General features: G+C 64.4%; 23 protein-coding genes. 17 read left to right on the forward strand and 6 right to left on the reverse strand.

The features are described 5' to 3' along the window. Positions 1 to 17 precede the first annotated feature (17 nt). The 7 genes from ABE093_RS11380 to glnE all read left to right on the forward strand — a co-directional run bounded on the left by ABE093_RS11380 (position 18) and on the right by glnE (position 5846). Complete coding sequence (locus tag ABE093_RS11380; RefSeq protein ID WP_430761021.1) at positions 18 to 275, forward strand: FliM/FliN family flagellar motor switch protein; 258 nt, start codon at positions 18 to 20, stop codon at positions 273 to 275. Continuing rightward, positions 272 to 625 (forward strand): hypothetical protein, encoded by a 354-nt coding sequence (locus tag ABE093_RS11385; RefSeq protein WP_430761022.1) that lies wholly within the window; start codon positions 272 to 274, stop codon positions 623 to 625. The genes ABE093_RS11380 and ABE093_RS11385 overlap by 4 nt, the downstream gene beginning before the upstream one ends. Next, positions 615 to 1355: a flagellar type III secretion system pore protein FliP gene (fliP, locus tag ABE093_RS11390; protein WP_430761023.1), complete on the forward strand. Its 741-nt coding sequence runs from the start codon at positions 615 to 617 to the stop codon at positions 1353 to 1355. The genes ABE093_RS11385 and fliP overlap by 11 nt, the downstream gene beginning before the upstream one ends. 4 nt (positions 1356 to 1359) lie before the next feature. Beyond that, positions 1360 to 2049, forward strand: coding sequence for a sigma-70 family RNA polymerase sigma factor (locus ABE093_RS11395; RefSeq protein WP_430761024.1), 690 nt, complete (start codon positions 1360 to 1362; stop codon positions 2047 to 2049). 127 nt (positions 2050 to 2176) lie between these two features. Beyond that, positions 2177 to 2581, forward strand: a complete 405-nt coding sequence (locus tag ABE093_RS11400; protein ID WP_430761025.1) for a low affinity iron permease family protein — start codon at positions 2177 to 2179, stop codon at positions 2579 to 2581. Next, complete coding sequence (locus ABE093_RS11405; protein WP_430761026.1) at positions 2541 to 3029, forward strand: VOC family protein; 489 nt, start codon at positions 2541 to 2543, stop codon at positions 3027 to 3029. Before ABE093_RS11400 ends, ABE093_RS11405 begins: the two co-directional genes overlap by 41 nt. A 27-nt stretch (positions 3030 to 3056) precedes the next feature. Beyond that, positions 3057 to 5846, forward strand: a complete 2790-nt coding sequence (glnE, locus tag ABE093_RS11410) for a bifunctional [glutamate--ammonia ligase]-adenylyl-L-tyrosine phosphorylase/[glutamate--ammonia-ligase] adenylyltransferase (RefSeq protein ID WP_430761027.1) — start codon at positions 3057 to 3059, stop codon at positions 5844 to 5846. Here glnE and ABE093_RS11415 read toward each other — a convergent pair. Continuing rightward, entirely contained in the window at positions 5818 to 6762 is a 945-nt protein-coding gene (locus ABE093_RS11415) for a mitochondrial fission ELM1 family protein (RefSeq protein WP_430761028.1), read from the reverse strand. The two genes, glnE and ABE093_RS11415, sit on opposite strands and share 29 nt — an antisense overlap. Before the next feature lie 71 nt (positions 6763 to 6833). On the opposite strand from ABE093_RS11415, the gene ABE093_RS11420 reads away from it, so the two are divergent. The 7 genes from ABE093_RS11420 to ABE093_RS11450 are packed head-to-tail and all read left to right on the forward strand — an operon-like array spanning position 6834 to position 12136. Further along, positions 6834 to 7424, forward strand: coding sequence for a malonic semialdehyde reductase (locus ABE093_RS11420; protein ID WP_430761140.1), 591 nt, complete (start codon positions 6834 to 6836; stop codon positions 7422 to 7424). Between the two features lie 29 nt (positions 7425 to 7453). Next, positions 7454 to 8023 (forward strand): YceI family protein, encoded by a 570-nt coding sequence (locus ABE093_RS11425; protein WP_430761029.1) that lies wholly within the window; start codon positions 7454 to 7456, stop codon positions 8021 to 8023. After that, the gene (locus tag ABE093_RS11430; RefSeq protein ID WP_430761030.1) at positions 8020 to 8718 is read left to right on the forward strand and encodes a pirin family protein; all 699 of its coding nucleotides are present in this window, start codon (positions 8020 to 8022) and stop codon (positions 8716 to 8718) included. Before ABE093_RS11425 ends, ABE093_RS11430 begins: the two co-directional genes overlap by 4 nt. Positions 8719 to 8751: 33 nt before the next feature. Then, positions 8752 to 8952: a zinc-finger domain-containing protein gene (locus ABE093_RS11435; protein WP_430761031.1), complete on the forward strand. Its 201-nt coding sequence runs from the start codon at positions 8752 to 8754 to the stop codon at positions 8950 to 8952. 28 nt (positions 8953 to 8980) lie between these two features. Next, entirely contained in the window at positions 8981 to 10078 is a 1098-nt protein-coding gene (locus tag ABE093_RS11440) for a glycosyltransferase family 4 protein (RefSeq protein ID WP_430761141.1), read from the forward strand. Further along, positions 10047 to 11348 (forward strand): O-antigen ligase family protein, encoded by a 1302-nt coding sequence (locus tag ABE093_RS11445; protein WP_430761032.1) that lies wholly within the window; start codon positions 10047 to 10049, stop codon positions 11346 to 11348. Before ABE093_RS11440 ends, ABE093_RS11445 begins: the two co-directional genes overlap by 32 nt. Then, a complete protein-coding gene (locus ABE093_RS11450; RefSeq protein ID WP_430761033.1) occupies positions 11348 to 12136 on the forward strand; it encodes a glycosyltransferase family 2 protein in 789 nt (262 codons plus the stop codon). The genes ABE093_RS11445 and ABE093_RS11450 overlap by 1 nt, the downstream gene beginning before the upstream one ends. Positions 12137 to 12389: 253 nt before the next feature. Here ABE093_RS11450 and ABE093_RS11455 read toward each other — a convergent pair whose 3' ends face one another. After that, a complete protein-coding gene (locus ABE093_RS11455) occupies positions 12390 to 13316 on the reverse strand; it encodes a metallophosphoesterase (protein ID WP_430761034.1) in 927 nt (308 codons plus the stop codon). Further along, the gene (locus tag ABE093_RS11460; protein WP_430761035.1) at positions 13297 to 14682 is read right to left on the reverse strand and encodes an NTP/NDP exchange transporter; all 1386 of its coding nucleotides are present in this window, start codon (positions 14680 to 14682) and stop codon (positions 13297 to 13299) included. Before ABE093_RS11460 ends, ABE093_RS11455 begins: the two co-directional genes overlap by 20 nt. A 104-nt stretch (positions 14683 to 14786) precedes the next feature. Between ABE093_RS11460 and ABE093_RS11465 the strand changes: the two genes are divergently transcribed. Together ABE093_RS11465 and ABE093_RS11470 are read left to right on the forward strand one after the other, a co-directional pair. Next, entirely contained in the window at positions 14787 to 15689 is a 903-nt protein-coding gene (locus ABE093_RS11465) for a glycerophosphodiester phosphodiesterase family protein (protein ID WP_430761036.1), read from the forward strand. A 151-nt stretch (positions 15690 to 15840) separates the two neighbouring features. Further along, positions 15841 to 17160 (forward strand): serine hydrolase domain-containing protein, encoded by a 1320-nt coding sequence (locus ABE093_RS11470; RefSeq protein WP_430761037.1) that lies wholly within the window; start codon positions 15841 to 15843, stop codon positions 17158 to 17160. 64 nt (positions 17161 to 17224) lie between these two features. Here the strand turns inward: ABE093_RS11470 and ABE093_RS11475 are convergent, their stop codons facing one another. Next, positions 17225 to 17650, reverse strand: coding sequence for a hypothetical protein (locus ABE093_RS11475; RefSeq protein WP_430761038.1), 426 nt, complete (start codon positions 17648 to 17650; stop codon positions 17225 to 17227). A gap of 303 nt (positions 17651 to 17953) precedes the next feature. Here ABE093_RS11475 and ABE093_RS11480 point away from each other — a divergent pair, with 303 nt between their 5' ends. Beyond that, the gene (locus ABE093_RS11480) at positions 17954 to 18370 is read left to right on the forward strand and encodes a hypothetical protein (RefSeq protein ID WP_430761039.1); all 417 of its coding nucleotides are present in this window, start codon (positions 17954 to 17956) and stop codon (positions 18368 to 18370) included. A gap of 6 nt (positions 18371 to 18376) precedes the next feature. Here the strand turns inward: ABE093_RS11480 and gcvH are convergent, their stop codons facing one another. Both gcvH and gcvT read right to left on the reverse strand, forming a co-directional pair. Then, positions 18377 to 18775, reverse strand: coding sequence for a glycine cleavage system protein GcvH (gcvH, locus tag ABE093_RS11485; protein ID WP_430761040.1), 399 nt, complete (start codon positions 18773 to 18775; stop codon positions 18377 to 18379). 78 nt (positions 18776 to 18853) lie between these two features. Next, a complete protein-coding gene (gcvT, locus tag ABE093_RS11490; protein WP_430761041.1) occupies positions 18854 to 19951 on the reverse strand; it encodes a glycine cleavage system aminomethyltransferase GcvT in 1098 nt (365 codons plus the stop codon). Between the last annotated feature and the right edge of the window lie 25 nt (positions 19952 to 19976).

Consider the following 19976-nt stretch of genomic DNA (forward strand, 5'->3'; position numbering starts at 1 on the left):
ATAGTGGCGATGTGATCATGAGTGAATCCAAGGGTGGCCTGCGGTCGCAGGACATCGACCTGATCGGGCATGTAAAGGTCAATCTGCGGGCCGAGCTGGGGACGATCGACCTCACCATCGAAAAACTGTTCTCACTGAAATCCGGTGATGTGCTGGCGATGAATGAATCGCTGGAAGCACCGATCGACCTCCTTCTCAACGGGCAGGTCGTTGCGCGTGGCGAGTTGCTCGCGGTCGACGACAACTTCGGCGTCAGGATCCTGGAGGTTGCGTGATTTCGCTGCAGGCCCAACCTAATAGCCAGGCCCTGGTATTCAAAAGCGAGGGCCATGCGTTGGGGAGTTCACCCCTTGGGGTTCTGGCGGCCACAGTACTTCTGCTCGCGGTGGCCTATGTCGCTTTGCGTTACGCGAAAAAACGCGGCTGGCTCGATCGCTGGCTTGGACAGGCCGCACAAGCCCCGGCGGCACAGACACTGCAAGTGGTCGAGCGCGTGCGCTTGAGCCCGAAGACCACCGTTTACAAGGTTCGGGATGGTGAAGGGACGGCTCTGGTCGTTGAATCGACGGCATCGGTGACGGTCGTCAACCAGCCACCGGTTGGAGGCTTGAGCGATGGCGCGTAATTGCAAGCTTGTCCCCTGGATCATCGGATTGCTGTTGCTGGCTGTGGTGCCATCGGTCTGGGCGCTCCCGTCCGACCTGACTGATCAGATCGCCAAGCAAGACCTGGCGCAACCTTTGCGGACCGTTCTCGTCCTGACGTTGTTGTCGATCATCCCGATCTTGTTGATCAGCATGACGTCGTTCACGCGCATCGTAATCGTGCTGTCGCTGTTGCGGCATGCCCTGGGGCTGCCCCAGGCTCCGCCGAATAGCGTGATTATCGCGTTGTCGATTTGCCTGACCTTTTTCGCGATGGCGCCAGTGGCCGACAGCGTGAACCAGACCGCCTTGACGCCTTACCTCGAAAAGAAGATCGAGGCCAAGGAGGCGCTCGCGAAGGCAAGGATTCCGGTCGCCGATTTCATGCTGCGGCAAACCCACGAGTCCGATCTCCGGGCGGTGCTGGACATGTCGCATCAGCCGATGCCCAAGACCAAGGCCGATTTGCAGTTCTCGACGCTCGTGCCGGCCTTCATGCTGAGCGAACTCAAGACGGCCTTCCAGATCGGCTTCATCATCTTCCTGCCGTTCCTGGTCATCGATCTCGTCGTCAGCGCCATCCTGATGGGGTTGGGAATGATCATGCTTCCGCCAACGACGATCAGCTTGCCGATCAAGCTCCTGCTTTTCGTCCTGATCGACGGGTGGGTGCTGATTTCGCGGGCCCTTCTGAGCGGTATCTGGAACTGATCGCATGGGGGAGGGAGCGCAAGGTGAGCGCGAATTGTGGGAGCGCTATCGTGGGGAGCAGGATCCATCTGCCCTCGGCGCGCTCGCACATATCTACACGCCTTGGGCCCATGCCATCGCCCGCAGCATCCACCGTCGAATAGGCGCCTATCAGGTCGATCGGGAAGATTTCGCACAAAATGCTTCGATCGGCCTTCTCGAGGCGATTGGCCGCTACGATCCGGCACGCGGGGTCGAATTCAAGGCTTACGCTGCCCAGAGAGTGCGCGGGGCAGTATTCAATGGCCTGAGGCAGATTCTTTCGGATCGACCGTCAAGGCACATCGAACAGCGCATGCAATCGCGATTGGCTGAAAGCGATGACCTGCCCGATGCCGATCCGCTCGATATCCTGCTGTCCGGCGTAACGAGCCTGGGGATCGGCTATCTGCTTGATGAAAGCGTCCGGGAGATGGTCGCGGTCGGGTCCGACCATGTCGCGGAGAATTTCCAGCGCGGCGAAATTCAGGGGCGAATCATCGCGGCCTTGGATCGACTGCCCGAGCGGGCGCGGCTGATCATCGAGAATTATTACTTCAGGGACATCCCGTTCACGGAAATTGCCGCATCGCTTGGCGTGACAAAGGGAAGAGTTTCCCAGATTCACAAGGCGGCGATCGAACAGTTGAGGGATTTGTTGAGGGAATACGGGTAGCGATCAATTGCTTCGATGATGCATGAATGCGCGAGCTCATGCATGTTTCACGCTGCATGAATCCGCAAGCGGCGATGCTCGGTGTGATCTGCTTCGTTGAAGGAGCGAGATGACACTCTTCGCACGCATGGCATACAAGACTGCGCGCCTGACCGGTCGGGCGCCAGCATTCCTGTTGGCGTTCTTGCTGATCGTGGCCTGGCTGGTGACCGGGCCGATATTCCATTTCAGCGATACCTGGCAGCTCATCATCAATACCGGCACGACCATCGTGACCTTCCTGATGGTGTTCCTGATCCAGAACAGCCAGAACCGTGATACCGATGCAATCCAGATGAAGCTTGACGAGCTCATCCTGGTGACAAAAAAGGCGCGCAACAGCCTGCTGGATCTGGAAGAGCTGGATGAAGCGGAAATCGAGCGGGTTCGCGATCATTTCATCGAGATCGCCAAGAAAGAGAACCGGAAAAACAGCGATGAAGGAGCCATAGATGACCAGCAAGAACAAGAACACGATCTGCCTGTGGTATGAACACGATGCATTGGATGCCGCGAAGTTCTACGCCGAAACCTTCCCGGACAGTGCGGTCGGGGCCGTCCATCTTGCGCCGGGCGACTATCCCGACGGCAAGCAGGGCGACGTGCTGACGGTGGAATTCACCGTCATGGGCATTCCCTGCATCGGCTTGAACGGAGGCGATACCTTCAAGCACAGCGAGGCATTTTCATTCCAGGTCGCGACCGATGACCAGGCCGAGACGGATCGTCTGTGGAATGCCATCGTCGGCAATGGCGGCCAGGAAAGCATGTGCGGTTGGTGCAAGGACAAGTGGGGGCTGTCGTGGCAGATCACGCCGCGCGCACTTACGGATGCGGTCGCGGGCCCCGACCCGAAGGCGGCGAAGCGCGCCTTCGATGCGATGATGACGATGAGGAAGATCGACATCGCAGCGATCGAGGCGGCCGTCCGCGGCGACTGATCAACGGAACTGCGGCATCATGTGGCGATGTTCGACCCTGATGCCGTCCTCGCCACGCTCGATCTGACCACGCTCGCACCGGATGCCGCGGCGCTGGCGAAATTGCGCGCGGTCGCCACCGCAAGCGATTTCGCGATCGAGACATGCCGGCGCCAACCCGGGGTGCTGCAGGCGTTGTTGCGCGACGATGGCGCCGTGCCGTTCCCAGCTCCGATATTGGCGGCGGACGACGCCGGATCATGGCCATCGCTGTTGCGGCGCTACCGGCAGGCGGAATCCACGCGGCTGATCTGGCGCGACGTGCTCGGTCTGGATCGCGTCGAGGACACGTTGCATGGAAGCAGTGTGCTCGCGGAAACCTGCCTGACGACCGCGTTGGCCGCGCTGGAATCGGCATTCGTCGAACGGCATGGTCAGGTGCGTGCCGTCGATGGCAACGTGCAACGCCTCGTGGTGTTCGCGCTCGGAAAGCTGGGCGGCGGCGAACTCAATTTCTCCTCCGACATCGACATCGTCTATGCCTATGCGGAAGAGGGCAGCAGCGATGGCGCGCGGCCATTGGAGGCCGAACAGTATTTCGCGCGGCTCGGGCAGCAGTTGGCGAAGCTGCTGGACGAAGTCACCGCGGAAGGATTCAGCCACCGTGTTGACCTGCGCCTGCGTCCTTACGGAAGTGCCGGTCGCGTCGCCTGGTCGTTCGCCGCGCTCGAACAGTATTTCCAGCGCGAAGGCCGCGATTGGGAGCGTTACGCCTGGCAGAAGGCGCGTCCGGTGGCGGGCGACCTCGCGGCGGGAGAGATTTTCCTGCGGACGCTAAGGCCGTTCGTCTATCGACGCTATCTCGATTTTGGCGCGCTCGAAGGCTTGCGCGGGATGAAGGCAATGATCACCGCAGAGGTCGAACGCCGCGAGATGCAGGACGACATCAAGCGCGGGCCCGGCGGCATCCGCGAGATCGAATTCCTGGCGCAGGCCTTGCAGCTGATTCGTGGCGGTCGCGAGCCGGAATTGCAGACGCGCGGTTTGCTGGCATCGCTGGAAGTGCTGATCGCGCAGCGACAGATTGAGGCGCAGACAGGGATGGCGCTGCGCGACGATTATCTGTTCCTGCGGCGACTGGAAAATCGCCTGCAGATGTTGCGCGATGCCCAGACCTACCGATTGCCAGACAACGACGAGGATCGCGGGCGCATCGCCATCACGATGGGGTACGGCGACTGGCCGGCATTGCTGGCCGAGCTCGATGCCCATCGCACGCATGTTTCCGCGGAATTCGCCGAATTGCTCGGCGGCAGGCGCGAAGAGGACGGTGACGGCGAATTGCAGGCCTATTGGCTCGGATTGCCCGAGGGTGGCGAATCGGTCGCCTTGGCCAATGCCGGATATGCCGATGTGGAAACGGCCGATCACCAGCTGCGCCAGTTCGTGCGTGGCCTGGCGCCGACGGCGTTGTCCGATGCCGCGCGGAGCAGGCTGGATCGCCTGATGCCGGCATTGCTCGCGGCCAGCGGGCGTGCGTTGCAGCCGGATGTGGCGTTGCCGCGCGCGTTGTCGCTGGTGCAGAACGTGCTGAAACGCAGCAATTACCTCGCCCTGCTCGACGAACAGCCGCAGGCGCTGGAGCGATTGGTCGATGCCTTGTCGCGCAGCGCCCTGCTGGGCGAACGCCTGGCCGCCTATCCAGTCCTGCTCGACGAGTTGCTGGATCGCCGAGCCGCCGGTGAACTGGCGGATGCCGCCGCGATGCGTGCGGCTTGCCTGCGCGCATTGGCGCAGGGCGATGGCGATGTCGAATCGTCGCTGGCCCTGCTCAACGAAACCCGTCAGGCACTGAGCTTCCGCATCGCCCTGGCGGTCCTCGACGGGCAGCAGTCGGCGAGCGCGAGTACGCAACAGTTGGCGTGGCTGGCCGATGCGGTGGTCGAAGCGGTGGTGCGGCTGGCGCGTTCGGGCCTCGCCGAGTCGCATGGCGAAATCCCCGGTGCGCGTTTCGTCGTCCTCGGTTACGGCAGCGTCGGTGGCGAGGAGCTTGGCTTCGGTTCCGATCTCGATCTGGTGTTCCTGCATGACGGCGATCCTGCCGCGCAGTCGGATGGTGCGCGTCCGCTTGACGCCGCACGTTGGTTCGCGCGATTGGCACAGCGCATCGTGTCGCTGTTGCAGACGCCGACTCGCGCCGGACGGTTGTACGACGTCGACGTGCGCCTGCGCCCCGACGGCGCCAGCGGCCTGCTGGTGACGTCGTTGGCGGCATATGCGGACTATCAGCGCGAGCGCGCCTGGACCTGGGAACACCAGGCGCTGGTGCGCGCGCGTTGTGCACTGGCGGATGACGCGGGATTGCTGGCGGCCGCATTCGAGGGTGTGCGCGATGAAGTGTTGCGCCGATCGCGCGATCCTGCATCGCTGGCAAAGGAAGTCGTCGACATGCGCCAGCGCATGCGTCGCGAGCTCGATCGCGGCGACGCGCAATGGTTCGACCTCAAGCAGGGCGAAGGCGGACTGGTCGATCTCGAATTCCTGCTGCAGGCGCTGGTGCTGCGCCATGCCCACCTGCAACCCGCGTTGTGCGAGCCGCGACGCAGCGTCGACCTGATCGCTGCATTGGCAAAGATGGGAATTCTTTCCGCGGAATCGGCTGGTGATGTGTTGCGCGCCCACGCCACGTTGTCATCGTTGGGACTGGCATGCACGCTCGATCGCCGGCCACGGCGCGTGCATCTGGATGACGAGGTCGAGAAGGCGCGAGAAGCGATTCGCGCAACCTGCAAGGCGCACGGCCTCGACTTCAGCGCAGCTCCCGCAGGCGCAGGCTGACCTCGGCGGTGATCCGCGCGGTTTCACGCAACGGAATCCGGTTGGTCGCCTGCGTGCTGCCGAGTGGGCGCGCCCGCTCGCGCGCCTGCAAGGATTCCAGGAATGCGGCGATGCGTCCTTGGGCGGGGAACGGCAACCATTCGACGCTGGCCGTGGTTGCGCAGGCTTCCGACAGCATGTTCACCGAATCCGGCGTGCAGACGATGCGTTCGGCGTGGGCCAGCAACATCGGATAGGGATTCGGGCCATCGTGCTCCCCGGTCCACAGCGAGGCATGCGTATCCGCAATGGCTTGGCGCAATCCGGGAATCCAGTCGCGCGGCGTGCGCGGGGATGTGCAGATGGCGAGATGACCGCCATTCACTGCCGCATCGCCTGCCAGTATTCCCGCATGGGCCGCGACGATATTGGCCCACATGGGCACGGCAGAGGTCGGGCCACCGAGCAGGACCGCTGTCAATCGGCCATCGCCCCATGCCTGCGGGCGCGGGTGGTGCGTACGCACGTTATCCAGCCAGCGATCGTCGATCGGGTTGAGGCTGCCGAGCATCGTCAACACGTTGCCGCCGCGCAGGCGGTCATGTTCGGGCACCACCACGCAATCCCAATGGCGCGGGTCGATGCGTGGGTCGAGGACCTGCACCGCGCGCGCGCCGGCATCGCGCAGCACGCGCGTCGCCAGCGCCGCCTGTCGCCCGCAGCCGACCGCGATCGCCGGCGGGTCGCGCAAGGTAGCGGGGAAGGCATCGCCAAATCCCCGTGCCGTCCCGGGCAAGCGTCGTGGCGCCAGCCAGCGCCATGGCGCGGCCGCATCGATGCGCAGATGTGGTGCTTCGACACCCGCCAGTGCGTCGGCCAATGCGCGCGCCTGGCGGACATTGCCGGCGCGGCCATCGCTGATGGCCAGCACGGTCACGGGATTGAAGACGGCGCATTCATCCCCAAAACAATACACTGCACGCTTTCTTTCGGGATTCGCCCATGTCGCTGTTCCACCCACTGGATGCCGCCGCCCTCGACCAGTTGTTCGTGCAGGCGCGGACCTACAACAGCTTCGGTGGCGAGATCGACGACGCCACTCTGCATCGGCTCTACGACCTCCTGAAATACGGCCCGACCGCAGCCAACAGCACGCCGGCGCGTTTCGTCTTCGTGCGCAGCCCCGAGGCCAAGGCACGCCTCGAACCGGCGCTGGACGCCGGCAACCACGACAAGACCATGGCCGCGCCGGTGACGGTGATCGTCGCCTACGACCTCGATTTCCACCACAAGCTGCCGCTGCTGTTCCCGCATACCGATGCCCGCGCCTGGTTCGAAGGCCCGGCGATGGAGAAGCGTTTCGTGCCGGCGCTGCGCAACGGTTCGCTGCAGGGCGCCTACATGATGCTGGCGGCGCGTTCGATCGGCCTCGATTGCGGCCCGATGTCGGGATTCGACAACGCCAAGGTCGATGCGGCATTCTTCGCCGGCACGCAATGGAAATCCAACTTCCTGGTCAACCTCGGCAAGGGCGACCCGGCCTCCATTTTCCCGCGTTCGCCACGGCTGTCTTTCGACGAAGCCTGCCGCATCGAGTGAACGTCCACCTCCCCCGGAGATCCTCCCGCATGAAACTGCTTCCGCTCGCACTGCTGTCGCTGCTCGCCGTCGCCGGTTCCGCTGTCGCTGGCGATTACAAGATCGATCCCAACCACACCATGGTGCTGGCCAGCTGGAACCACATGGGGTATTCCAACCCCAGCGCCAATTTCCGTGGCGCTACCGGCACCATCCATTACGACGAAGCCATGCCGGAGAAATCCACCGTCGAGGTCGTGATTCCGATCGACCAAATCGACACCTTCGTGCCCAAGCTCGACGAGCACTTGAAGAGCGCCGATTTCTTCGACGCCCAGAAATATCCGACGGCGACCTTCAAGAGCACCAAGGTGACGATGAAGGACGGCCACCTGAAAGTGCTGGGCAATCTGACCCTGCATGGGGTCACCAAGCCGGTGACGCTGAAGGCCAAGCTCAACAAGGTCGGCATCGCGGAGATGATGAAGGTGCCGGCGATCGGTTTCGATGCCAGCACGACGATTTCGCGCACGGCCTTCGGCATCTCCCAAGGCGTGCCGATGATCGGCGACGAGATTGAACTGCGCATCACCACCGAAGCGCACGGCGAGAAGAAATGAGCGAAGCGCTGTTGCGGCGATCGGGCCAGCGTCCGCATACGCGGATCGACTGGCTCGACAGCCGCCACACCTTTTCGTTCGGCCACCACTACGATCCGCAGTGGATGGGCTTTGGCGCATTGCGCGTGATCAACGACGATCGCGTTGCCGGCGGCGGCGGGTTTCCGCCGCACCGCCACGCCAACATGGAAATCGTCTCCATCGTGCTCGACGGCGCGCTCGCGCATCGCGACAGCACCGGGACCCAGGGCGTGATCCGCGCCGGCGACGTCCAGTGGATGAGCGCCGGCCACGGCATCGAGCACAGCGAATTCAACGCATCGCCGGATGCCCCGGTGCATTTCCTGCAGGTGTGGATCCAGCCCGACCAGGTCAATGCGGCGCCGGCCTACGAGCAGCGGAATTTCGATCCCGCCCTGCGCGAAGGACGCTGGCAGGATCTGGTTGGCGGCAGTGGTATCGCGATCCGCCAGGACGCCCGCATCCGCGCGATCCGGCTCGCCGCCGGCGAATCGGTGTCGCTGGACGTGGTGGACGGGCGTGGCCTGTGGCTCCAGGTGCTGGACGGCGCGCTGACGATCGCCGGCCAGGACATCGCCAGTGGCGATGGCATCGGCCTGGAAGGGCCGCGCGATGGCCTGGTCCTGCAGGCGAGCCAAGCGTCCGAAGTCCTGAGCTTCGACGTGCCGCGCTGATACACTGGCGCCTTTCCACGCAGTACTGCCGCCATGACCGACGCCGCCCAATCCGCTTCCACGCCGCGCCAACCCCGCGTGCATGAAGTCCGCCGCGCCGACCTGCCGCTGTCCTGCCCGCTGCCGTCGATGAGCCTGTGGAATTCGCATCCGCGCGTCTATCTCGCGATCGAAGCCGAAGGCGGGCGCGTCGAATGCCCGTACTGCGGTGAGATCTACGTCCTGGTCGACTGACCGCGTGGCCGCGAGGCCGCTGACCGTCATGCAATTGCTGCCGGCGCTGGACGCCGGTGGCGTCGAGCGTTCGACCCTGGAAATCGCCGAGGCGCTGGTGCGCAACGGTCATCGCGCGCTGGTCGTTTCCGCCGGAGGGCGCATGCAGCCTGCGCTGGAAGCGACAGGGGCGCGCCACATCCGGCTCGATATCGGCCGCAAGTCGTTGCTGACGTTTCGCCACGTGCGCGCGCTGCGACGCCTGTTGCGCGAGGAACGCGTCGACATCGTCCATGCGCGTTCGCGACTGCCGGCGTGGATCGGCTGGCTGGCGGTGCGCGGCATGGGCGCGGCGAAACCGCGATTCGTCACCACCGTGCACGGCCTGAATTCGCCGTCGCGCTACAGCGCGATCATGACCCGCGGCGATCGCGTGATCTGCGTGTCGCAGACGGTGCGCGATTACGTGCTGCGCCATTACCCGAGGACCGATCCGGCGCGCTTGCGGGTGATTCCGCGCGGCATCGATCCACTGCACTATCCGCGTCGGGATGGCGTCGATCACGAAGCACGGTCGCGGCTTGCGGAACGCTGGTCGCAGTTGGCGGGCGAGGGGCCGTTGCTGTTGTTGCCGGGCCGCGGCACGCGCCTGAAGGGTCATTCCGATGCGTTGCGCCTGCTCGCAGATTTGCGCAGCGGTGGCATCGATGCGCGTCTTTGGATGCCGGGCGCGCGTGTACCCGAACGCAGCGATTACATCGCCGAACTGGAGCGCGATGCGCGCGATCTCGGCGTGATCGATGCCCTCGCCATCAGCGAGCCGACGCAGGCGATGGCCGAGGCCTATCGCGCCAGCGACCTGGTGCTGCAGGTGTCGCGCAAGCCGGAATCGTTCGGGCGCACCGTGGTCGAGGCGCTGGCCATCGGCGTGCCGGTGATCGGCTGGGACCATGGTGGCGTCGGCGAAGTGCTGGCGGCCTTGCAGCCGGAAGGGCGCATCGCGCCGGGCGATCGCACCGCACTGGCCGAATGCGCGCGGGCATTTCTCCAGCACCCGCCGGCGTTGCCGCAGCGGATTCCGTACACTCTGTCGGCGATGCAGCAAGCGACCCTCGATGTCTACGACGAATTCTCCCGAGAACAGTGATCCCACCGGTTGGCGCTGGGCGCCGATCTGGGTGCTGGCCTATGTCGCGATGTTGCCGGCGACGGGCATTGCCGAGGCGATCCTGTCGCTGGGTGCGCTGACGACCATTGGCCTGATGGCATGGGCGCGTTTCCGTGGCACGTCGCGCCTGCTCAGTTCGCCGGCGTGGGCGTTGACCACGGCATTGTTCTTCGCCTACTGGTTGCCCGAGCTGATCTCGAGCATCGACGCGGTGGAGCCGGGGCAGGCGATCAGGAAGAGCCTGCTCGGCCTGCGTTACCTGCCGTTCCTGTGGCTGGCGGCGATCGCCGTCGCCACGCCGCGCGCGCGACGCATCACCTTTGGCGGTCTTGGCGTGATCGTCGGACTGTGGTGCATCGACGCGTTGATCCAGCAGTTGACCGGCCACAGCCCGTGGTTCTCGGCATTGGATGCGGCCAAGCAGGCGATCCAGCATCGCCCGATGTGTTCGATTGCCAGTGCGGATCGCATCACCGGGCCGCTGGGTCCGTGCAATCCCAAGCTCGGCATCGTCCTCGCCAGTTTGTCGCCGTTCGCGCTGTACGGCGCCAAGCGCCTGTGGGGCCAGATCGGCTGGTTGCTCATCGCGATGCTGGTGGGCGTGGTGATCGTGTTGGCGGGATCGCGCGCGTCGTGGATCAGCTACGCGCTGGTGCTGCTGGTGTCGGGCTGGACGGTGCTGGGATGGAAGCGCCTGCTCGGCGTGTTCGGCGCCGGGGCATTGGTGCTGATCGTCGCCACGTTCACCGTGCCGCAGGTCCACGATCGCATCGAGCGCACGCGCATGGCGATGGCGGGCGACCAGAGCGATGTCGACGAGGCATCGGCCGGGCGCTTGCGTATCTGGGGCGCGGCGGTGTGCATGATTCGCCAGCATCCGGTCAATGGCGTCGGCACGCGCGATTTCCGCGAATCGTTCCCGGCCTGCGATCCCGAGCCCGGCGTGCGCGCCGCCTGGGGCGATGGCCCGGCGTTGCACGCGCACCAGTTGATCCTCGAAATCCTCAGCGAGACCGGCATCATCGGATTGATCCTGTGGCTTGCGGGTGCCGCACTGGGATGGCGTGCCTGGCGTTTCGCTTCCGTCGACGATCGTGCGCGCGCGCGCCCGGCGATGTTGGCGTTGGGCGTGACGTTGTTCCCGTTCAATACCCATCTTGCGGTGTACTCGGCGTTCTGGGGCGGCATCACCCTGCTGCTGGCGGCGCTCTATGCAGGCAGCCTGTTGTCGCGCGAGACCGGCAGCTGATGCACACGCCGCTGTCCGGCGTCGTCACCACCTTCAACAACGGCGCCACGCTGGCGCGCTGCCTCGACAGCCTGATGTTCTGCGACGAAATCGTCGTGCTCGATTCCGGATCGGACGACGCCACGCTGGAGATCGCCCGCGCGCATGGCGCGAACATCCACGCGCAACCTTTCGCCGGCTATGGTCCGCAGAAGCAGGCGGCGATGGATCTCGCGCAACACGACTGGATCCTGTTGCTGGATGCCGATGAATTCGTCGAAGGCGCTGCCGCGCAGGCGATCGCGCGCGAACTGGAAACGCCACGCGCCGATGGCTATCGCCTCGAGCGCCAGGAATGGCTGTTCTGGTGCTGGCCGCATCGCGGCACGCGCGGCAATCGCCAGTTGCGGCTGTTCCGAAAATCGATGGGCGGGATGAATTCGGTGCCGGTGCACGCCGCGCCTGAGGTGCATGGCCGCGTGATCGACCTGCCGGTGGTGTTCCGTCATTACGGCGAACCCGATCTTGCCACCCGCGTCGAGAAGATCAACCGCTACTCCAGCGGACTGGTCGAACACACGCACGGCAAGCGCAAGCCGTTCATGGGTCTGCGGCTGATCGTGTATCCGTGGCTGGCCTTCCTCAAGCTGTATGTCGGCAAGCGCTATTTCCTCAATGGCTGGGCCGGCTTCTTCGCGGCGCGCACGCAGGCGTTCTATGCCTTCCTCAAGTACGCGAAGGTAGTGGAGGCGGAGCAAAGGCACGCGCTGTCTCAGCGGGAGGCCAATCCGGTGCGCGGGACGACGTGAATACGTCCATGTAGGCTCGGACGCGCCATCCATGGCGCGTCACGCCCGCGCACCGGACTGGCGCACCCACTTCCGCGCGCGTGTTGTGGCTTTCTGAGAGAGAAGCGAAAAGCCCGCCACCGGCGGCGCCGTGCGGTTCGTCCGTAGTGGCCGACCATACGAGGCATGGATGCCGAGTCGAGCCTACATGGACGTATTCACGGCGTGTCGGACACTGCGGATAACCGCTAAAGGCGCTCAGCCGGACGATGCTTTATTGCTTCGCCGCAGCCTGCTCGCTGCGCAGCGTCAGTCGCGAGATTTCCGGATAACGCCCCATCCGCAACGGCAACCAGCTGGTGCCGATGCCGGGCGACACGAACAGCGTGCGATCGCCAACGTGGTACTCGCCGCTCAGCGCTGCCGATTTCGCGCGAAACTTCGACGGCGTGCGCAGGCCGAACGGATTCACCTGCCCGCCATGCGTATGCCCCGCCAGCACCAGCGACGTGGAGGCCGGCAACTTCAGGAACATTTCGGGCTCGTGCTCGAGCGCCACGGTCGGCAAACCCGGATCGATGCGCGCATACGCGGCCAGCGGCTGCGGCTTGCCGGCGGTGAGATCGTCGACGCCGACCAGGTTGAAACCGCAATCGCGCACGCCGACGCGGGTCGATTCGTTTTCCAGCACGTGGATGCCGACGCGTTCGAATTCGCGTTCGACGCGGGGACCGCCATCCCACCAGTCATGGTTGCCGAGCACGGCATACACCGCCTTCTTCTGCGTCAACGGCGCGAGATGGTTGGCGATGGTCGCGGGATCGACGTACTTGCCCAGCACCACGCTCAGGATCACGTAGTCGCCGGTGAACACCACGACGTCGGAGTCGCTGGCCGAAAGCCTGGCGACGATGCGATCGACATTGTCGATACCGTTCATCCAAGACCCGGTGTGGAGGTCGCTGATCTGGTCGATGCGCAGGCCGTCGCATTGCGCCGGCCAGTTCGCCAGGCGCAGGCTGTAATCGCGTTCCACCAGCTGGCGCGGTTCCCACAACCAGGCATAGAGGCCACAGACAACGACGATCGCCGTGGTCGCCAACAGCGCGCGCCGCAACCAGCGGCGCTCGCGCAGGACGGTCGCGGGATCGAGTGGCGGATCCTCTTCCGGGATATCCGGCTCAGTCGGTGCTTGCTGCATCGCGTGCATCCTGCGCTTGCGCGGCTGTACGCCAGCCGATCCATCCGGAGACGGCAATCGCCGCCGCGCCGGTCAAGCCAAAGATCGTGCCGGCAGCCCCGATCGATTTCAATACGTTGACCAGCAATGCGCTGGCGACGTCGCCGGCACGCCAGACCGCGGTATCCACCGCATTCTTGCCCTTGTAGCGCCAGCTGCGCGGCACCAGCGTATACAGGCTCTCTCGCGCGGGCTGCATCATTCCGTAAGCGGTGGCGCGCGTGACCAGCAGCATCAGGACCACCCACGACAGCGTCGGCAGCAATTCGATCGGCTGGGCGATGAGATTGCGCAGGATCGGGACGTCCGGGATGCGCGCAATCCATGCCGCTGCCTGTTCCTGGCTGACGGCGAAGACCGGCACGTTGGGATCCCCCGACATCGCCATCGCCATGCACACCGCGATGCCGATCACCGCCCACACCGCGATGACCACGCCCGCGCCGACGCGCGGCAACAGGAAGCGCGTTGCCGTCACCTGCAGCAGGATCATCAGCAGGTTGGTGCTCATGTCGAGGTCGGCGGCGAAACGGGTCCGCGACACCGCATCGTGGAACGTCGCCTTGGAGTAGTCGGTCACCAGCGCATAGCCGACCGTACCGATGGCATCGCCGAGCAGCATCAGGATCGCCATGTTGCGCATGAACGGCGTCGCGACGATCTGCTTCAGACCATCGAAGATGCCGCCACCGACGGGCTGGTTGTGATGCTGCTTGCCGAGATCGTGCCGTTGCGACCAGCGTCCGAGCAGCAACACACACAACAGCGCGATCCCGAGCAGACCGGCGGAAACCGCCAGCAACGGCGCCACGCCGATGACATCGACCAGCACGCGGGTGATCGCGGGACCAGCGATCGCACCGATGGTGCCGGCGACGCCGATCAACGGAAACAGGCGGCGCGCCTGTCCCTCGTCCCAGATGTCGGTCATGAAGCTCCAGAACACCGAGACCACGAACAGGTTGAAGACGCTGACCCAGACGAAGAACACGATGCCGAGCGCGCGCGGCGAGATCAGGCCATCGCGGGCGAACAACGGAATGAAGGCGACGAGGCAGCCGATGAAGAACAGATAAACCACCGGGACCACGATCCGTCGCGGCCAGCGCGCGACCAGCCACGCGAAGATTGGCGTCAGCGCGAGGGTGGTGGCGAAGGTGGCGGCGAAGAACCACGGCAACTGGGTGGAACCGACTGCGGCCGCCAGCTGCTCGCGGACGGGCCGGATCACGTAATAGGCGGCAAGAACGCAGAAGAAATAGACGAAGGACAGCGCCATCGCCGGCCATTCCCCCTGGTGGACGCGCTGTGAATCTGTGACGGGCATCGGCCAAACGTGTTTCGACGTTGCGCGACGTTAACACGGTTGCAAGGAAATTGAAGGCCACGGGCCCCAGGATGCGAACTTGGATTCGCACACCCCGGCCATGCATGTCGAAAGCCAAACTCCTGCTGATTGCCCTGATGTTGTCGGGGACCGTCGGCGCGTACGCCAAATACCGCACGCCCGAAGGCCTGCCGCCCGAGATCAGCGAACACCCACTGGGGCGTACCTACGTGGCGGCGCATCGTGGTGGCTATTTCGGCTTGCAGAACGTGCAACGCCAATTCGACGCCACCACGGCAGCCGGAGATGCCGACATCCTGGAAATGGACCTGCACGCATCCAGCGATGGTGACGTGTTCGTCTATCACGACGACGATCTCGCGACCAAGAGCACCTGCCACGGCGAACCGCGCACGCTGACTTCCGCGCAAATCCGCCAATGCCGCTTGCCCGCGGGCGACCCGCTGCCGCGCTTCGAGGAAGTGCTGGCGCACGCCAAGGGCAAGCACATCTTCCTGGACGCCGAATTCAAGACAGTGGATGTGATCGCACCCGCGATCGCGCTGGCCACGCGCGCCAGCATGCTCGACCAGGTGTACTTCCAGACCCAGGGCGACCGGGCGAAATACGCAGCGGCACGCGCGGTCTCGAAAGACGTCTACCTGCAGTACAAGGCCACCAAGGACGAGGACATCGACTGGGTAATCGCACAGCACGATTCCAAGCTCGTGGTGGTCGAAATGAACGCCACCTTCGCGACCGGCGCCCGCATTGCACGACTGCACCAGGCAGGCAAGCGGGTATCGGTCAACAGCTGGCGCTACCAGATGCTGGAAGAGCGCCTGACCGCGAGTTGCGACCAGGCCTTCCGCCGCGGCGTCGACATCGCCGTGACCAACAACCCGGCAAGCTGCAGCGCGCAACGCGATCCCCGCCTGTACTCCACCCAGCGCCAGGCCTTGCGCGACTTCCTGATGCGTCCGAACGAGAAGGGCGACAACGATTGATGGCCTGATCGGCTGGAGCCCTCCTTTGAAATCAAGGTGATATCCAGTGTTTCTCCCCCCTGTTCATGCAATTCGCAGACGGCGTGACTACACTGCCAACGACCACTTTGGAAGCTTCGCCGTGAACAATCCGCGTCCCGGGATCCGCCGCATGCGTCAATCCATGCTGTCCATCCTGATCCCGGCGCTGTTGCTCGTCACGACGACTGCTGGTGCGCAAAACGCCCTGACCCCGGCGCGCCCCGATCCGGCGCAAGTCCTGCCATCGGCGAATCCGACATCGATGCCATCGGCGACCGCTTCGGTATCGCAGGCCGACCTGCGTGAAGTGGATCGCATCGCCCGTGCGCTGGTTGCCGGCGAACGCGTGCCCGGCCTCGCCGTCGCCATCGTCCAGAACGGACAGGTGCTGATGGAGCGCGGTTACGGCGTGACCGATGTCAGCCGTCCGCAGCCGATCGATTCCCACACCACGTTCCGCCTCGCGTCGCTGTCGAAATCCTTCGCCAGCGCGCTGACCGGCCTGCTGGTCAACGATGGCCGCCTCGCCTGGAACAACACGGTGGTGCGCTATGTGCCGAGCTTCCGCCTGCCATCGGAAGCCGCGACCCAGAGCGTCACCGTCGCCGACCTGATGAGCCATCGCGTCGGCCTGACCCACAATGCCTACGATCGCGACATCGAGGGCAATGCCGATTACCCGAGCGCGGTGCAGAAACTGGCATCGGCGCCGATGAAGTGCATGCCCGGCGAGTGCTATGCCTACCAGAACGTCGCCTTCAGCCTGATCGGCGACGTGGTGTTCGCCGCCACCGGCAATTTCTATTCCGATGCCGTGCAGACGCGCCTGTTCAAGCCGCTCGGCATGAACGACGCCAGTTACGGCCTGAAGGGCATCGAGTCGAGTCCGCGCTGGGCCAAGCCGCACGTGCGCGGTGGCGGTCGCTGGCGGTCGCTGATGCCCAAGCCGAACTTCTACCAGCTGGCGCCCGCCGCCGGCGTCAATGCCAGCATCAGCGACATGGCGCAATGGATGATCGCCCAGAGCGGCCATCGCCCCGACGTGTTGCCCGCCAACGTGCTCAGCCAGCTGCACACCGCGCAGGTGTCGACGCCGACCGAGTTGCGCGGCAGCGGCTGGCGCCATGAGCGCCTCGAGTCGGCCGGCTACGGATTCGGCTGGCGCGTGATGAGTTATGCCGGCCACCCGTTGTATTTCCACGGTGGTGCCGTGCAGGGCTATCGCGGCGCGATGGCGGTGCTGCCCGACCGCGACCTCGGCCTGGTGATCCTGTGGAACAGCGAGAGCTCGCTGCCGTCGGGACTGATGCCGACCATCCTCGACCGCGCGCTCAACCTGCCGTCGGTGGCATGGGTGCCCAACAGCATCACCGGCGGCACGTCACCGGACATCGCCGGCGGCAATGCGTCCGCGTCCGACAACGACGACAACGGTTCCGGCAAGGACTAGGCAATAAAAAACTCCTCCCCGCGGACGGGAAGGAGTTTCAAGGTATTGCAGATGCGATCGATGATCAGATCATCGGGGTCGGCATCATCGGCAGCGCAGCCGGCTTCTTGGCAGCGCGCTTCTTGCCACCCTTCTTCGCGGCCTTCTTGGCGGCCGGCTTCTTGGCAGCCTTCTTCTTGGCGGCCTTCTTCACGGTCTTCTTGGCAGCCTTCTTGACGGTCTTCTTGGCGGCCTTCTTCGCGGTCTTCTTGGCAGCCTTGCGGACAGTCTTCTTGGCGGCCTTTTTCGCGGTCTTCTTGGCAGCCTTGCGGACGGTCTTCTTGGCGGCCTTCTTCACGGTCTTCTTGGCGGCCTTGCGGACAGTCTTCTTGGCGGCCTTCTTCACCGTCTTCTTGGCGGCTGCCTTGCGGACAGTCTTCTTGGCGGCCTTCTTGGCAGCCTTCTTGGCCGGTTTCTTGGCGGCCTTCTTCGCAGCTTTCTTCATTGCCATTGGATGGCTCCTCGTCTTGAGTTGTAACGAACCAGCCAGGCCGGTTCATACGCACAGCGGGAGTCGGACCCGCCACGGACCGTTGTCGCGCCCGAAGTCGCGGAACGGATTGGGTGTGGAACCGCGCACAACGACGCTGCGCGATCCCGCATTCGATTGGATGGGGAGGAAGACTTGGATGGGGAGACAAGGCGGCCCGCGCCATGCGCGCTTCGCGTTTGGATCCCCATGTTGGACTTGCGTTCGATCACTCGATGCGTTACCGCCCTCCAGTTGGGCGAAACGTAAGTAGACGATTTCGCCGTGTCAACACCTTTCGTGAAATTTTTTTCATCTCCGCCCCGAACGAGTCCGTCCGGGATCGCTCGCCGAGTCTCCGCTCATCGGCGCCATCGCATCGGACGACACATCAATGTTTGCAAACGCATTTCAAAAAAGACTTGTTTTCAAGTCGAAATTTTTTCAGCGTTGCGTTCGCGCCGTTTCGACGAACATGCCGGCGCGTTCTTCGCAGCGACCGCCGACCGCCGGCAACGGCGGTTAAATCGAATCGAAAATATTTTTCGCGAAGACGCCATTTCCGGCATCGCAACACCCGATTTGCGCGAAAGTGCGCAAGCTTTAATCGCCATCATCGATGCGTTTCGGGTCGCGAAACGTGTTCGCCGAAACGAAGAAGCCCGGTCGATGACCGGGCTTCGCCATGAAGCGATGTCGTGACGACGATCAGTGTTCGTCGTCGGCCAGCGCCTGTTCGTAATCGTCCGGCGAGAGCAATTCCTTCACCTGGTCGGGCTCGCTCATCTGCAGGACGAACAGCCAACCGTCGCCATAGGCGTCTTCGTTGATCGTCTCCGGCTTGTCGGTGAGCGCCGAGTTGACCTCGAGCACCTTGCCGCTGACCGGTGCGTAGACGTCGGACGCCGCCTTCACCGATTCCACCACCGCGCAGGCGTTGCCGGCTTCCAGCGTGTCGCCGACGGCAGGCAGTTCGACGTAGACGAGATCGCCCAGGAGTTCCTGCGCGTGGTCGGAAATGCCGATGGTGGCGCGGCCGTCACCCTCGACGCGCACCCATTCGTGCGACTTCAGGAATTTGAGATCACCGGGGATTTCCTGGCTCATGGGGTGCTCCGCGTTTGCAGGTTCAGGGGGAAGGTGGAGATAGTCTAACGGTTGCCACGGCGGTTGCCGCAACGGCGATCAGATGCCGTCCTGGATCTTGCCGTCGCGCACGAACGGGAACTTGACGACGCGCACCGGGACTTCCTTGCCGCGAATGTCGACGCGCACGTCGCCGGGTTCGCCGGCGGGCACGCGCGCGAACGCGATGGCCTTGCCGATGGTCGGCGAGAAGGTGCCGGAGAGGATCTCGCCGTCGCCATTCGCGGTGAGCACGCGCTGGCCGTGGCGCAGCACGCCCTTCTCGTCCATCACCAGGCCGATCATCTGGCGAGGTGCGGACTTCGCCTGCGGTTCGATGACACTGCGACCGGTGAAGTCGCGACCCTCGTCGAGCACCACCGTCCAGCCGAGCGCGGCTTCGTACGGCGACACGGTGTCGTCCATGTCCTGGCCGTAGAGATTCATGCCGGCTTCGAGGCGCAGGGTATCGCGCGCGCCCAGTCCGGCCGGTGCGACGCCTGCGGCGTGCAATGCATTCCAGAAGGCGACGGTGCGATCTTCCGGCACGATGATCTCGAAGCCGTCCTCGCCGGTGTACCCGGTGCGCGCGACGAACACGTCGATGCCGTCGAGCGTCTTCGCCTCCCGGGCACTGAAGCGGACCAGCTTCGACACCGGCCCGCGATCTTCCTCGCGCAGGAGCTCGATCACCTTGGCGCGGGCATTCGGTCCCTGCACGGCGACCATGCCGAACTCCGGACGCTCCTTCACCTCGACGTCGAAAGCGCGGGCCTGCGCGGTGATCCACGCGATGTCCTTGTCGCGGGTGGCGGCATTCACCACCAGGCGGAACCAGTCTTCCGACATGAAGTAGACGATGAGGTCGTCGATCACGCCACCCTGGGGATTGAGCATGGCGGTGTAGAGCGCCTTGCCCGGCTTCTGCAATTTGTCGACCGAGTTGGCGACCAGCGCGCGCAGGAACTCGCGCGTGCGCGCACCACGCAGGTCCACCACGGTCATGTGGCTGACGTCGAACATGCCGGCATCGCGACGCACCTGGTGGTGCTCCTCGATCTGCGAGCCGTAATGGATCGGCATGTCCCAGCCGCCGAAGTCGACCATCTTCGCGCCCATGGCGCGGTGGGTGTCGTTGAGAATGGTCTTCTGGGTCATGGCCGGGTCCGGATGCGGAAAGCCG

It is taken from the genome of Solilutibacter silvestris, assembly GCF_050574925.1.
Lineage (GTDB): Bacteria > Pseudomonadota > Gammaproteobacteria > Xanthomonadales > Xanthomonadaceae > Solilutibacter > Solilutibacter silvestris_A.